The organism is Geofilum rhodophaeum, assembly GCF_002210225.1.
Taxonomy (GTDB): Bacteria; Bacteroidota; Bacteroidia; order Bacteroidales; family Marinilabiliaceae; genus Geofilum; species Geofilum rhodophaeum.
Genome location: NZ_MWUJ01000002.1, coordinates 36,593 through 50,985, shown reverse-complemented (window position 1 = coordinate 50,985; position 14,393 = coordinate 36,593). Strand labels below are relative to the sequence as shown.

General features: G+C 50.5%; 16 protein-coding genes. 12 read left to right on the top strand and 4 right to left on the bottom strand.

Annotated elements, in window-relative coordinates; genetic code table 11:
• Positions 1-4: 4 nt before the first annotated feature.
• Complete coding sequence (locus tag B4W65_RS02625; protein ID WP_088653574.1) at positions 5-841, bottom strand: universal stress protein; 837 nt, start codon at positions 839-841, stop codon at positions 5-7.
• Positions 842-1,048: 207 nt separating this feature from the next.
• On the opposite strand from B4W65_RS02625, the gene B4W65_RS02620 reads away from it, so the two are divergent.
• The 8 genes from B4W65_RS02620 (at position 1,049) to atpG (ending at position 8,007) form a co-directional block, all read left to right on the top strand.
• The gene (locus B4W65_RS02620; RefSeq protein WP_240509455.1) at positions 1,049-2,542 is read left to right on the top strand and encodes an adenylate/guanylate cyclase domain-containing protein; all 1,494 of its coding nucleotides are present in this window, start codon (positions 1,049-1,051) and stop codon (positions 2,540-2,542) included.
• Between the two features lie 62 nt (positions 2,543-2,604).
• On the top strand, positions 2,605-3,003 hold the full coding sequence (locus B4W65_RS02615; RefSeq protein WP_088653573.1) for a bactofilin family protein: 399 nt from the start codon (positions 2,605-2,607) through the stop codon (positions 3,001-3,003).
• A gap of 115 nt (positions 3,004-3,118) precedes the next feature.
• Complete coding sequence (gene atpB / locus B4W65_RS02610) at positions 3,119-4,198, top strand: F0F1 ATP synthase subunit A (RefSeq protein WP_088653572.1); 1,080 nt, start codon at positions 3,119-3,121, stop codon at positions 4,196-4,198.
• Positions 4,199-4,216: 18 nt separating this feature from the next.
• Entirely contained in the window at positions 4,217-4,426 is a 210-nt protein-coding gene (gene atpE / locus B4W65_RS02605) for an ATP synthase F0 subunit C (RefSeq protein WP_088653571.1), read from the top strand.
• A 34-nt stretch (positions 4,427-4,460) separates the two neighbouring features.
• Positions 4,461-4,955 (top strand): F0F1 ATP synthase subunit B, encoded by a 495-nt coding sequence (gene atpF, locus B4W65_RS02600; RefSeq protein WP_088653570.1) that lies wholly within the window; start codon positions 4,461-4,463, stop codon positions 4,953-4,955.
• Positions 4,956-4,964: 9 nt separating this feature from the next.
• A complete protein-coding gene (gene atpH / locus B4W65_RS02595) occupies positions 4,965-5,510 on the top strand; it encodes an ATP synthase F1 subunit delta (RefSeq protein ID WP_088653569.1) in 546 nt (181 codons plus the stop codon).
• Positions 5,511-5,517: 7 nt separating this feature from the next.
• A complete protein-coding gene (gene atpA / locus B4W65_RS02590; protein WP_088653568.1) occupies positions 5,518-7,107 on the top strand; it encodes a F0F1 ATP synthase subunit alpha in 1,590 nt (529 codons plus the stop codon).
• 15 nt (positions 7,108-7,122) lie between these two features.
• The gene (gene atpG, locus B4W65_RS02585; RefSeq protein ID WP_088653567.1) at positions 7,123-8,007 is read left to right on the top strand and encodes an ATP synthase F1 subunit gamma; all 885 of its coding nucleotides are present in this window, start codon (positions 7,123-7,125) and stop codon (positions 8,005-8,007) included.
• Positions 8,008-8,031: 24 nt separating this feature from the next.
• Here the strand turns inward: atpG and B4W65_RS02580 are convergent, their stop codons facing one another.
• Positions 8,032-9,330, bottom strand: a complete 1,299-nt coding sequence (locus B4W65_RS02580; protein WP_088653566.1) for an O-acetylhomoserine aminocarboxypropyltransferase/cysteine synthase family protein — start codon at positions 9,328-9,330, stop codon at positions 8,032-8,034.
• Positions 9,331-9,464: 134 nt separating this feature from the next.
• Here B4W65_RS02580 and B4W65_RS02575 point away from each other — a divergent pair, with 134 nt between their 5' ends.
• Genes B4W65_RS02575 through B4W65_RS02560 form a run of 4 tightly spaced genes read left to right on the top strand, consistent with a single transcriptional unit; the run spans position 9,465 to position 11,329 of the window.
• Positions 9,465-9,875, top strand: a complete 411-nt coding sequence (locus B4W65_RS02575; protein ID WP_088653565.1) for a hypothetical protein — start codon at positions 9,465-9,467, stop codon at positions 9,873-9,875.
• A 54-nt stretch (positions 9,876-9,929) separates the two neighbouring features.
• The gene (locus B4W65_RS02570; RefSeq protein WP_088653564.1) at positions 9,930-10,490 is read left to right on the top strand and encodes an RNA polymerase sigma factor; all 561 of its coding nucleotides are present in this window, start codon (positions 9,930-9,932) and stop codon (positions 10,488-10,490) included.
• Positions 10,477-10,809, top strand: coding sequence for a hypothetical protein (locus B4W65_RS02565; protein ID WP_088653563.1), 333 nt, complete (start codon positions 10,477-10,479; stop codon positions 10,807-10,809). The genes B4W65_RS02570 and B4W65_RS02565 overlap by 14 nt, the downstream gene beginning before the upstream one ends.
• Positions 10,796-11,329, top strand: coding sequence for a periplasmic heavy metal sensor (locus B4W65_RS02560; RefSeq protein WP_088653562.1), 534 nt, complete (start codon positions 10,796-10,798; stop codon positions 11,327-11,329). The genes B4W65_RS02565 and B4W65_RS02560 overlap by 14 nt, the downstream gene beginning before the upstream one ends.
• A gap of 3 nt (positions 11,330-11,332) precedes the next feature.
• On the opposite strand, the gene B4W65_RS02555 is transcribed toward B4W65_RS02560, so the two are convergent.
• Both B4W65_RS02555 and B4W65_RS02550 read right to left on the bottom strand, forming a co-directional pair.
• Entirely contained in the window at positions 11,333-12,307 is a 975-nt protein-coding gene (locus B4W65_RS02555; RefSeq protein ID WP_088653561.1) for a hypothetical protein, read from the bottom strand.
• Positions 12,308-12,486: 179 nt separating this feature from the next.
• Positions 12,487-14,208: a Na/Pi cotransporter family protein gene (locus B4W65_RS02550; protein ID WP_088653560.1), complete on the bottom strand. Its 1,722-nt coding sequence runs from the start codon at positions 14,206-14,208 to the stop codon at positions 12,487-12,489.
• Positions 14,209-14,393: the final 185 nt, after the last annotated feature.

Below are 14,393 nucleotides of genomic sequence, written 5' to 3'. Positions count from 1 at the left end.
TTGCTTAGCCAAAATTCCCATAACCGTACTTCATCAAATCGGTTCGCGGGTTGATGACCATAACGGGAATTTTTGCAGAGTTGGCAATCATGTATTGTTCCTGTGCCCCAAGCACGTAGTCGTGGAAGGCAATGTCGCGGGTGGTCATAATGATGATGATGTCCGCTTCTCTTTCTATGGCAAAGTCGATGGTTTCCTGACTGAAGGAGGCGGTGTTTTTAGCCAGAACCAACTCGTAGTCAATCTTCTTATCTTCCAGGAAGGTTTTGCAGAAGACCAGGTTGGCCTTGGTGCGGGGGTCCAATGCACCTTCTTTGGAACTGGCTGAAAAAAGCAGGGTTTTGGAAGGAAAATAGCGCGACATAAATTGTACCCACTTGAGCTTTTCTTTGTTTTCGCCTTTAAAGTCTACCGGAAACACCAGTTTAAGCGGTTCGTCCTTTGATTTGGGCGCATCCTGAACCACTAAAAAGGGGATTTTTGAACCAACAATTACTTTAAGCGCCCAGCTTCCGGTTATTTTTTGCAAACCCTTCATGCCGTGTGTGCCCATTACAATGAGCGTTGCCTCAATTTCATGAGCAACCTGGTTGATGGTTTTAAATATAGAACCTTCCCGAATGAGCCCGTTGGGTCGAATGTTATGGATTTCATGAATCTTTTGAAGTTCTGCCTCCAATTGTTGCTCCATCTCTTTTTGCTCACTGTCTTTTTTAATGATGTGGAGCAGAGTGAGGCCGGTATTCAGGTTCTTGCACAGACTGGCTGCGTGCGCTACGGCGTTCATCGCAACTTCTGTGAAATCATAGGGTACAATAACACTGTGATTCAGGGTTTCCATAATGCATTAGGATTCAGAGATTGTTTCAGCAACTAAATATAATACAAAATGCAAAAGTAACACAGTTTTGTCAAAAAAAAATTAAAATTCGCAAAAATACGTATTGATCTCTTTTTGACGCCCGGTGGTCAAATTTTCATCCTGTAATTGTGGCAATAATCCCACTTTTGTTGTATCTAGTAGTATTGTAAACAAGATGTAAATGGTGTGACAGGCATTTTTACTTTTTCAGGTCAGACTGTGTTGTTGTTCTCAAATCCGGTGCAAGTGGCCGGTTTTTTCTCGGGGACGCTGTTTTTGTATGTTTTATTGCCGGTTTCGGTACTGGTCCTCCTGTACCTATTGCGACGCTGGTTCCTGCTCAGGATTGAGAAGGAGGTACAAAAGCGCCTCGACAAGGCTTTAAGGATTAAAGAAAAGGCCTTGCGCATGCGCCTTGGCTACGATGCTGAGGTGTTGGTTAAGAAGGGCGATCAGGCTAAGGTTCGTTCGCTTAAGTATAAAAGTGTCACCGTTTTGTTCGCCGATATCCAAGGTTTCACACGCATCGTGGAGCAATTGAACCCCGATTTACTCATCGACGAGCTCGACCATTTTTTCTTTCGTTTTGATTCCATTGTGGAGCAACACGGCATTGAAAAGATAAAAACCATTGGCGATGCCTATATGGCCGCCGGAGGGATACCCGATAAAAGTCGGGTACATTCGGTAAGGATGATTTTGGTGGCCATGGAAATCCACGCTTACATGTTTGCGCTTAGGGCGCAAAAAATTGCCCAACACCAGGATTTTTGGGAACTGCGCATTGGTATTCATACCGGTCCCGTTATTGCCGGACGCGTGGGGCGAAATAAAACCGCGCTGGACATTTGGGGCGACACCGTTAACATCGCCAGTCGGATGGAGTCGTCGGGTGTGGCCGGAGAAATCAACATTACCGGGGCCACCTACCAACTGGTGAAAAGCTTCTTTGTATGCGAGTACCGCGGGAGAATGCCCATTAAGTACAAGGGAGAAATAGATATGTATTTTGTGCGAGGTATTCTTCCTGAGCTTTCGGTCGATGGTCTGGGCCAGACTCCCAACGCCTTGTTTCGGATTCGCTTACAGCACATTCGTTTTGCTGACCTGGAGGAGGCGGTACTCGAACGGCTGGAGGAGGAGTTGCCGGCCGATATTTGTTACCATAATGTAAAGCACACCATCGACGTAGTTACGCAAGTGGAAATCATTGGTCAGGGAGAGGGTGTTGGTGAAGAAGATTTGTTGTTGTTGAAAACCGCAGCACTTATGCACGATGCGGGTTTCATTGTGGACTACCGCAATCATGAAGAAAGCAGTATGCATCTGGCCCGTGAGGTCTTGGAGACTTACGATTACTCCGCTGTCCAAATTGAAAAGGTGGTTGCCCTTATTGCTGTTACCCGTCCGGATGCGGAACCCGGAAACTTGTTGGAGTGCATCATGAAGGATGCCGATTTGGATTATTTGGGACGCTCAGATTTTTTGAATGTGTCGGATACACTTTATAAGGAATTACAGCGTTACAAAGGACAGATGACGCCTGATGAGTGGCTGGAAAAGCAGTATGGTTTCCTATCGGCCCATCGTTATTATACCACAACTGCGCGCAATATGCGCCAGGTGAATAAGGAAAAGCAGCTGGCAGAATTGCAACGCCTGATGCAAAACGCGACCTGAAATTTTGTTACATTTGTTTTTTGGCTAAGTAAGGAAAGTTTTAACGTGTAATGAGCAAAAAAATGAAAAACGCTGAAATCGAGAGCAGATTGCCCAATATGATTGGTCCCGGAACCAAAATCGTGGGCAACATTGAAACCAACGGAGACATTCGCATCGATGGCAACATTGAGGGCAATATTAATTCGAAGGGGAAAGTAGTGGTAGGTAACAATGGTTTTGTAAAGGGAGAAATCATTTGCAGTAATGCCGAGATTTCGGGTACGGTCAGCGGAAAAATGGCCATCACCGAGTTACTTTCTCTTAAAGCCAGTTCAAAGGTGAATGGCGACATCAAGTCGGGCAAGTTGTCTATTGAGCCCGGGGCCCTTTTTTCGGGCACCTGCGCCATGGGCAATCAGGCTCCTTCAGGGGCTCAGGTTGCAGCAGGTGCGTCTGCCGAGGCTGCCAAAAAGAATTAAGGGAATACCCGTAGAGGTGTTTGCCTGCCATTTTTTTTTGAACCTTCCAGGCCTTGGCTGCGTATAGTGGCCAAGGCAGGTTCTAATTCCTGTCTGATTTTTAAGCTGTTTGTGCATGAGGGCTTTTTTTCTTTTGACAGGGCTGTTTATGTGGATGGCCGTTGGAACTTTGTCCGCAGCTTCCGAAGGGGAAGCAGCGACAGGTAAGGACTTTGATGTGACCGATATGATCATGCACCACATCGGCGACTCCTATGTATTTCATATCATTTCTTTTCGCAACGGAGAGGGTGAGCTTGTGGATGTATCGCTCCCTCTGCCCGTCATCGTTTGGCATGAAGGTCACCTAAAAGTCTTCCTTTCTTCCCGTTTTTCCGGAGGAAATGAGCTGGTAGCCCTGGGAGATGACCATCTGCGGCTGTATCACGAAAAAATTTACCTGACCGATGCCGCCGGTACCTTGCACTACGGAGCCGATCATGAAGTGCTTAACCCGAGGCCACTGGATTTATCCATTACCAAGAACGTAGCCAGCATGTTGCTGGCCAGTTTACTCCTGTCTCTTTTGATGATAAATATCGGGCAGCGCTATGGGCGGAGAGGTGGCCTGGCGGTTCCTAAAGGCATGCAGCTGGTGGTAGAACCCGTTGTGCTGTATGTGCGTGACGACATTGTTAATGCCCAGATTGATAAGGATAAGGCAGGGCGTTTTATGCCCTTTTTGCTCACCATTTTCTTTTTTATATGGTTCAACAACATGTTGGGCCTAATTCCCTTTTTCCCGGGAGGGGCCAACATGTCGGGCAACATTGCCTTTACGCTTACACTGGCGGTCTTCACTTTTTTTGCCAGCAATCTTTTTGGGTCCCGTCATTATTGGCAGGAGATTCTTTGGCCTCCCGGTATTCCCATCTACCTGAAGTTCCTAATGATTCCCATCGAGTTCATCGGGATGTTTACCAAGCCCTTTGCCCTGATGCTGCGTTTGTTTGCCAACATTACCGCCGGTCACATCATTGTATTGAGTCTGACCTCCATCATATTTGTCCTTCAGTCCATTTATGTGGCCCCTCTGTCGATACTGTTGTCGCTCATGATCTTTGCACTTGAATTATTGGTAGCCCTCTTGCAGGCCTACATATTTACCCTTTTGTCGGCGCTATTTATAGGGCTGGCTGTAAACGAACATCATTAATTGTAAAATTTCTACATTATGGAAGGAATCAGTTTTACCGTGATCGGTTTGGGCATTATTATTTTGGGTGCTGCACTAGGAATTGGCCAAATTGGTAAAGGCGCCATGGAAGCCATGGCACGTCAGCCCGAAATCAGCTCCAAAATTCAAACTGCCATGATCGTAATTGCTGCGCTTATAGAGGGCGCTGCGCTGTTTGCCATCGTAGTTGCCTGGTTGAAAGGCTGAGTCTTATTCAATACACAACTAAAGCTATTTTGCTATGGGGATACTAACACCGGATCCCGGGCTGGTTTTCTGGACCAGTTTGTCGTTTCTTCTCCTTTTATTGCTGCTTCGGCGTTACGCGTGGAAACCCATGTTGCGCGCGTTGAAAGTGCGGGAGGAGTACATCAGCTTTTCCTTGCAGGATGCCCACGATGCCCGTGAAGAACTCAGGGGACTGGAAGAAACCCGTAAGAAAATGATGGAAGCAGCTCGTTTGGAGCGGGAGAAAATCATCCGGGAAGCCCGTGAGCTGCGTAAGGAAATTGTGGCAGAGGCTAAGAAGGTGGCCGAAGCCGAAGCCATTCGTGTATTGGCCGCCGGGCGGGAGCAGCTGGAGCGGGAACGCAGAGAGACGATGGCGGCCCTTCGACAGGAGGTGGGTCTGGTGTCCCTCGAAATTGCCGGAAAGATTTTGCACGACGAATTAAAGAACGATGCACGCCAGCAGGCTGTGATTGCGCAGTACATGAAAGAAATGGATCTAAACTAAGCCAAGCTTATGAATGCCGGATTAATCGCCAGTCGCTATGCAACAGCATTTTTTCAGTCGGGACAAAATGACCCGGCTGTTTTGGAGCGCCTGTATGCCGATTCTGGTTATTTGCTGGACTTGCTGCGCCAGGGGAAGGATTTGGACCAATTCCTGACCAATCCGCTGATTAAGCCAGGTGCACGTAAGAAAGCCTTGCGTCAGATTTTGGGCAGCAGTTTGCATCCTCTTAGTCTGAGTTTGTTAACTGTCCTCATCGACAACCAGAGAGAGAGCCTGCTGAACCTGGTCTTGTTGGATTTCTCGACCTTGTACCGGCAACATAAAGGTCTGCGACAAGTTGTTGTGCAGACCGCCGTTCCCGTAGATAAGGAATTGCGCGCGCAATTGAAGAAGATGGTGGAAGACCAATACGACTGTCGCGTAGAACTTGATTGTAAAGTCGATCCTGAATTAATGGGTGGCTTGGTTTTGCGTATGGACGACCGGCAATTGGACGGAAGCGTAAGGGGGCAATTGCGCGCCATGAAAAAGAAATTGTTAGCACTTAGATGAGTGAGAAATGGAACAATTGAAAGCATCTGAAGTATCTGCCCTGCTGCGGCAACAGATCGAATCCTTTGAGCGTAATTCTGAACTCGAAGAAGTAGGAACCGTTTTGCAGGTGGGCGATGGCATTGCCCGTGTTTACGGTTTGCAGAATGTACAGTCTAACGAATTGGTGGAACTGGACCGCTGCATGGGTGTGGTGCTGAACCTGGAGCAGGACAATGTGGGTATTGTACTCTTTGGTCCTTCCCACTTGGTTAGTGAAGGAGATACCGTTAGGCGTACCGGAAAAATAGCCTCCCTGGGGGTAGGAGAAGGGATGCTTGGACGGGTGGTCGATGCCCTGGGCGAACCTCTCGACGGGAAGGGCCCTATAAGCGGTGCCCGTTACGAGATGCCGCTGGAGCGAAAGGCCCCGGAGGTCATTTTCCGACAGCCCGTTAAGGAGCCCCTGCAAACCGGTCTTAAAGCCGTTGATGCCATGATTCCCATTGGTCGCGGTCAGCGTGAGCTGATTATTGGCGACCGCCAGACAGGAAAAACGGCCATTGCCATTGATACCATTCTGAACCAGCGCTCTTTTTACGACAAGGGAGAGCCGGTTTATTGCATCTACGTGGCCATTGGTCAGAAAGGCAGTACCGTGGCCCAGCTGGTAAAAACCCTGGAGCAACATGGGGCCATGGCCTATACCATTGTGGTGATGGCCACCGCCTCTGATCCGGCCGCCATGCAGTTCTATGCACCTTTTACCGGAACGGCCATTGGGGAATTCTTTCGGGATACCGGACGTCACGCCCTCATCATTTACGACGATTTATCCAAGCAGGCGGTCTCTTACCGTGAGGTGTCGCTGCTCCTGCGGCGTCCCCCCGGTCGAGAAGCCTTTCCCGGAGACATCTTTTACCTGCACTCCCGCTTGTTGGAGCGCGCAGCTAAAATTGTAGAAGATCAGAATATTGCCGAGAAAATGAACGATTTGCCTGAGAGTCTCCGCTCCCTGGTCAAAGGCGGCGGGTCACTTACAGCCTTGCCCATTATCGAAACACAGGCCGGCGACGTATCGGCCTATATTCCCACCAACGTGATTTCGATTACCGACGGTCAGATTTTTCTCGAAGCCGGTCTTTTTAACGCGGGCATCCGGCCCGCCATAAACGTCGGGATTTCTGTGTCGCGGGTGGGCGGAAGTGCACAAATCAAGGCCATGAAGCAGGTGGCCGGAACGCTTAAGCTTGATCAGGCGCAGTACCGTGAGTTGGAAGCCTTCTCCAAGTTTGGTTCCGATTTGGATCCGGCCACCATGGCCGTGCTCGACAAAGGACGTAAAAATGTACAATTGCTGAAGCAGCGACAATACCATCCCATGCCGGTGGCACAGCAAATTGCCCTGGTTTATTGCGGCACCCGCGGACTGTTGCGGGATTTGCCCTTAGATCGGATCGCCGAATTTGAGCACGATTTTCTGGAGAACCTGGAGCTGCGCCACCAGGTTGTACTGGATCAGTTGGCTGCGGGAAAGCTCGATGAGGATGGAGAAGCCTTGTTGCGCGACGTTGCCGAGGACCTCAGTGTGCGTTACCGTCAGCAGGACGAATCTTAAAGTTCAGGAAGAGTTATGGCCAATCTACGCGACATCAAAACCCGTATTCAGTCGGTAAAGACTACCCGACAGGTTACCAGCGCCATGAAAATGGTGTCGGCTGCGCGACTGAAAAAGGCCCAGGACGATATTTCGCATATCCGGCCCTTTACCAGTCGACTGGCAGGCATCATTCAGGACTTGTCGGCGCAGGAAGATGTAGCGGTTTTTAGTCCCTATACCCAGGCTACGGCAACGGGAGATAAGGTTTTGATTTTAGCCTTGGCTTCTAACCGGGGTTTGTGTGGGGCTTTTAATACCAATGTGGTGAAGGAGGTCCAAGTCTTGTTACAGGAAAAATACCGCGACGAGTTTCGTGCCGGGAAAGTCCAGCTGGCCGTGATGGGCAAGCAAGCCGAAAAGCAGTTCCGGTCGCGCGGTTTGCAGGCAGATTTTTGCTACCACGAACTACTGGCACAGGCCGATTACCAACAGTTTTCGCGTCTGGCCGATCAGTTTATGCACAGTTTTGAGCATGGGGAAGTGAAACAGGTGGTTTTGGTTTACAACGAATTTGTAAATGCCGCCGTTCAAAATGTGCAGGTGCATCAGTTCCTTCCTTTTGAGGTGCCGGAGCACAGTCAAAATTTGAATCCCGATGAGTACCTGCTTGAGCCCAATGCTGCCTGCATCATTAATCTTCTGGTGCCTAAAATGCTTCGGAGCATGCTCTTTCAAGTGGTGCTGGAATCTTTGGCCTCAGAACATGGGGCGCGAATGACCTCCATGCATAAGGCCACCGATAATGCCACCGACCTGATTCGTGATCTGGAGCTGAGTTACAACAAGGCCCGGCAGGCCGCCATCACCAACCAAATTGTGGAGATATCGGGCGGTGCCGAGGCCCTGAATAAGAGTTAATCGAAGCGACTCAGTGCTTTCTTGCTAACCGATTTGAGTAAAAGCCTGCTCAAAGTCGGCCTGAATATCACTTAGGTGCTCAATACCTACCGATACACGCAACAAGCCTTTTTCTACACCGGCTGCTTTTTGTTCCTCGTCCGACAATTGCTCATGGGTCGTTGAGGCCGGGTGTATGATGAGGGTCTTGGCGTCGCCCACATTGGCCAGGTGACTCACCAGTTTCAGGGCGTTGATGAAACGGTCGGCCGCCTGGGCATCTCCCTTTATTTTAAAGCTCAACATACCCCCAAAGCCCTTCTTCAGATATTTTTTCGCCATGTCGTGGAAGGGACTGCTCTTCAGGCCCGGATAATTAACGTAAGCTACCCGGGGGTGGTTTTCCAGCCATTGGGCCAGCGCCAGGGCATTGGTGGCATGGCGTTCCATGCGCAGGGAGAGGGTTTCTACCCCCTGAATAAGCATAAAAGCGTTGAAGGGACTCAGGGCGGGACCGTAATCGCGCAGTCCCTCAACCCGGGCGCGGATGCTGAAGGCGATGTTGCCCATGGGACTGCCGGCGCCAAATACTTCCCAAAACTTCATGCCGTGGTAACCCTCTGAGGGTTCGGTGAACATGGGGAATTTGCCGTTGCCCCAATTAAAATTGCCGCCATCGACAATAACTCCGCCTATGCTGGTGCCGTGTCCCCCAATCCACTTGGTAGCCGATTCTACTACAATGTTGGCCCCGTGCTTCAAGGGTTGAAAGAGGTATCCGCCTCCGCCAAAGGTGTTGTCCACTATCAGTGGAATGCCGTTGCGGGCAGCCACTTCGCCCAGGGCCTCAAAATCAGGGATGTTGAAACGGGGATTGCCAATGGTTTCGACGTACAGTGCCTTGGTTTTTTCATCAATGAGCGCCTCAAAGTCGGCCGGATCGTCGCTGGCAACAAACTTTACCTGGATGCCCAGTCGCTTAAACTGCACCTTAAATTGATTGTAGGTGCCGCCATAGAGGTAGGAAGTACTTACAAAGTTGTCGCCCGATTCGAGGATGTTGCTCAGCGCAATAAACTGCGCCGCCTGTCCCGATGCCACCGCTACAGCAGCCACCCCGCCCTCGAGGGCCGCCATGCGTTTTTCAAACACATCTGTGGTCGGGTTCATGATGCGGGTATAAATGTTGCCAAACTCTTTCAGTTGAAACAGGCTCGAGGCGTGCTCTGCATCCTTAAAGAGGTAGGATGAGGTTTGGTAAATGGGTACGGCACGCGAGAGGGTAGTAGGGTCAACTTCTTGTCCAGCATGCAGTTGAAGCGTATCAAAGTGCAGTTCTTTCATGGTAAAAAAATATTTATAAGTACAAATATCGAAAAATTTAAACGTGGAGCGAAGGTTTTTGCGTGGAGCGGTGTCTAAAGAGTAAAGGATGCATCCAAAAAGAAATTAGAAATCTTCATTAAAACCGATGAGTTATGAAAAAGTTTTTTGTTAGTATGGCAGTGCTTACCACCATGGGCTTGCTGACCCTCACCGAAGTGTCGGCACAAAAGGCAGAAGCCCAGGCCCCGGCGAATGATAGCGAAACAGCAGCTCCCGCCAGGGATGCTGCAACAACTGCCCGGCCAGGCTTCATCGACGCCAATAACGACGGCGTTTGCGACAACTACGACGGACAGCGTCCCGGTAAGGGTTTAGGTCCTGGTAACGGACAGGGTGAAGGACGTGCTGCGGGTAAAGGTTTGGGTCGCGGCAAAGGCTTACGTGATGGCAGCGGCCAAGGTCTGCGTGACGGCAGTCGCCGACGCAACGGTCAGGGACGCGGTCTGCGTCAGGGACTTCGTGACGGCAGCGGCCCCAACTGTAATCCTGCACCGACTAAGTAAAAAATGTTTATCTTCCCCTGCGGAGCGTTTTCTGTCTCATGATGAATAAGTAGCATGCAGCACGATCAGGACATCATTGCAAATATCCGCAGGGGAGATAAACAAGCCTATCGGCTGTTGGTTGAACGTTATCAACAGAAGGTTTTTCAAACCTGTATGGGCTTTGTGCATCATGAGGAAGATGCGGCCGACTTGACTCAGGAAGTATTCATTAAAGCTTATGAAAAGCTGGATGCTTTCAGGGGCAAGGCTGCTTTCAGCACCTGGTTGTACCGCATGGCGGTCAACCATTCCCTCAATGCCGTTCGCAAAAACAAGCTAAAAGCTTATTTTAGGGGGAACGATGCGAGCGATGGGCCCGACCAGGTGGATGAGGATCAGGCAGCGGATGGCCAGTTGAGGCAGAAAGAAGATCGTGCCTTGCTGCGCAAGGCACTGGGGGCTTTGCCCGCTTCGCAGCGTAAAGCCTTTGTGCTGAGTTACTATCAGGATCTGAGCAGCCAGGAAGTCGCCGAGGTCCTCCAGCTTAAGCTGAAAGCGGTGGAAAGTCTGCTCTACAGGGCACGGCAAAATATGAAAAGCGCATTAATACGGATGAGTGATGAAAAAGGATAAGAACCGGGAAGAAGCCCTATGGCAAAGGATGGAGGCTGCAGTGGCCCGGGAGAAGGCACAGCAGGTTTCGCCCTATTTGGCTACGCGGGTTATGGCCCGTCTGGACGACAACCCAAGTCCGGGTTTTGTTTGGGCACAGCTGCTGCGCAGTGTCGCCGTACTGCTGGCTTTGGTCTTCGGTTTTTTGAGTGCGCATTGGTCTTCGGTACCACAGGTCTCCGATCATACCGCCCTGGTGGAGACTTATTTTGAGAACAACCAAGCCGGTCTTTCCCTGGAAGACAGCTGGCTCTATTCCGATTTATATGAAGCAGAGTAAATTTCCGTGGTGGCCGCTGATGGTGGTCCTTGCCCTGGCAGGGGGCTGGCTTATTTATCATGCACTGCCGACTGAAGATCCGGTGGATCCAATTCAGGACGATGCTGAATATGCCGCAGATTCGCTGGCCGGCACCGGTTTTTACCGGATGGTCCGCTTGCTCGAATTGGACAGTATGCAGCACGCTGCTTTTCGTCGCGCCGAGGTGAATTATCGGCAGGAGCTGAATGCCTTAAGGACTTCGCTCCAGGAGATGGATCGGGCCATCATTCAGGAATTGGCGCAAGCTGCACCAGACACCCTCGTTTTACAAGGCTACGCACAAGCCTCTGGCCGCATTCAGCAAACACTAAAACAAAAGACCATCGATCATTTTTTGCAGTTGCATCGACTTTGCAGTCCCCAACAACAGCAGCAATTGGCCGAAATTTTCAGCAGCTTTGAGCAGGGCCTCCCAGGTCGCGGCAGGGGCCAGGGACAGGGCCGCCATGGCGGTCGGGGATGGGGACGTCGGCCTTGATTTTCAGAACATAGGTTCCGCAAACAAACCGCTTGGCCGGCGCGCTTTCTTTCCGAAATAGAAATGCAGGTCGATAAAGGGCAAAATCTTTACGCGGGTATTGGCAAAGGCGGCATAGGAGAGGGCGTAACCGGGGGATACACTCAGACGTGGTGCAAAGAAGTACTGCAGCAGGGTACTTTGCTCCCAGGCTGCCCCGGGGTGACCGGATCCGTTTAGGTATTTGAGACTGCCCGATAAGTAGAGGCGGGACCGAATACGGGCATCTGCCCGCAGGGTGATTTCGGTCTGCCAGCCCTTGCCCAGCAGGGCATTGGTCCTGCTGCCCCAAAAATGTAAGGCCCGGGCCTCCAGCGCCGGGTCCTTGCTAAAAGCCAGTCCGTAATCTACCCGCAAGCCGGCGCTCAGCACCAAATAGGGGTCCTGTGTAACACAAGCTGCCCGGTCTATGAAGTATTTACTTACCAGCACTTCGTTGCTGAGGGTAAGCAGACCCGGTACAGCTGCAGTACTGTCCACCAGTCCCCTGAAGCCTCTTTTTTTTGCCCATTCGAGTCCCGGTGTAGTGCTGTAAAGGCCGTGTCGGCTGGCCCAAAGCCAGCTTTCAGCGTGTATCCGTCTTTTTATGAACAGGTTGGGCAGCCAGGGCAGCAGGCCCAGGGTGGACTGGAGTTCTGTCTTCGGGTTCAGCCCCAGGCGCGAGGGCGTGGTCAGACCGATATTGCCCGCTTCTTTGGTGGAGAGGTAGGCCGATTGTGCCGGCCATATAAAGTCGCTACGGGCCTCACTGGCTCTCTGGCCCTCCGCCTGCAGGGGATTAAAGTAATTGCCCTGTCCCGCCCCCCGCTGGCGTTTTTCCAGGTCGCGCTGAGCCTTTTCAATTTTGTTTCCTCCGCCAAAGGGCCACAGTCGGCCCTGCCCCTTCAGCGGCAGGCCAAAGAGCATCAGCAGGGCAAATAGGAAAAGCGACTTCAACATACCCCTTTTTTGTAAAAGGATTTAAGCTGCATTATTCATAAATTATCTAATACGACAACTTATGGATAAAGCAGGTTTGAATTGCTTATACCGTATTGATCAGTAATAAGTTATAGTTTGCGCCGCTTTTTAACAAAAAAGCGGGCACTGAGGCCCGCTTATCTGTAACAGTATTTGGATTACATGTGCGGATTGGGCCGCGTTTTGCGCGAAGCCACCTCCTCCAGCGCCTCTGAAACGTTGATGACGTAGTCGGCCAGCTTTTCACATTCCGAAAACAAATCGTTGAATAAGATGCCCGCTTCGTAGGAATAAACTTCCTTGCCCAGGTTGTCGAGGTGTTCGGCCTTAAGCTGACTGCGGTAGTTGTTCACGCGCTTCTCCAGTTGGATGGCCTTGTTCAGGTTTACCGCTGTTTCATCCATGTTGAGGTTGCTGCGCATCTCCTCCAGGGCTTCTTCCACCAGGTTGAACATCAGCTCCAGTTTGTCCATCGCCTCCTGATTAAAGGTGATTTTCTTTTCGCGCATGCGGTTGACCGTACGCGCCAGGTTGAAATTGCAGTCGCCCACACTCTCCAAATCGCCCACCAGTTTGAGCATCGAACGCATGCGGCGCTGCCCGGTTTCGCTCATTTTGTATTGCGAAACCTGACTCAGATAGTTCGTAATTTCGACCTCCACATTGTCGCAAATGCCTTCGTATTTCTGAATTTTGGTAAACAGCTTGTTGAATTTCTTGTCGCTCTTTTCATCGATCAGCTTGCGGAAGAAGCCAAACATCTTAATGGTGTGCTTGGCAAAGAACTGCACCTCCTTTTTGGCCTGGAGCAGCGACAGTTCCGGCGTGGAAAGCATACCCGTGGTAATGAATTTGAGACGGAATTCTTCCTCGCTGTCCTTGTCGCGTTGTGGAATCATCCGTACCACTATTTTTTCGAGCAAGGGTGTAAACCAAACAAAGAGCAGCACGTTAAGCACGTTGAAAGTCGTATGGAATATGGCCAGTGCGGTGGGGATGGCGGCCGGAGACTCCGAAGGCGATACGCCCTGGTGGTTGGTCACGAAGTGGTCGATGGCGCCCGTAAATTGTCGGAATACCAGCAGCATCCAGACGATGCCCAGTACGTTAAACAGGAGGTGGACCAAAGCCGCTCTTTTGGCGCTGAGATTACCGACCGAGGCAGCCAGGTTGGCGGTAATGGTGGTGCCTATGTTTTCACCCAGCACCATAGCCGCTGCCATTTCAAAGGAAATCCAACCCTGATTCACCATCACAAAGGTCAGGGCCATGGTGGCCGAAGACGATTGAATGACCACGGTAAGCAAAGTACCAATAGCCAGAAAAATCAGCGTAGAGCCAAAGCCCAGGCCCATAAAACTCTGCACAAAACTTAGGATTTCTGGATTTTCGTTGATGTTGGGCACCGAGCCTTTTAAAAAGTCGAGTCCCAAAAACAGCAGGGCAAAGCCCACCAAAAATTCGCCCCAGGAACGGCGGCTGGCCACTTTAGAAAAGATCAGAGGCAGTCCAATGGCAATCATCGGCAGCGAGTAATCGCTGATCGACATTTTAAAGCCAAAGATGGTGATGATCCAGCCGGTAACCGTGGTCCCTATGTTGGCCCCCATAATTACCCCAATGGATTCTTTCAGGGTAATGAGTCCCGCATTTACAAAGCCCACCACCATAACCGTGGTGGCGGAGGACGACTGGACTACAGTGGTAACAAAAAATCCTGTCAAGACGCCAAAAAACCGGTTGGAGGTCATGGCCGACAGGATACTTCTCATTTTTTGTCCGGCTACTTTCTGCAGCGACTCACTCATCATCTTCATTCCGTAGAGGAACATGCCGAGTGAGCCCACCATGGTCAGAAAGTCGTAAAAGGAGTAATTCATTTTCTTTCAGTTGGGTGGACCAATGTCCGTTTTGTGTTCAGCTAATTTCGCATTTTATTTCAGCAATGCGACAAAAATATATTTTTTTTCCGAGTCATTTGAGCAATCCAATACTTTTAAAGTCTGTTAAGCAACAGCCCAATTGTCCCCCTTGGGTTAATTATTATTAATTGCCTGAGGGAGCG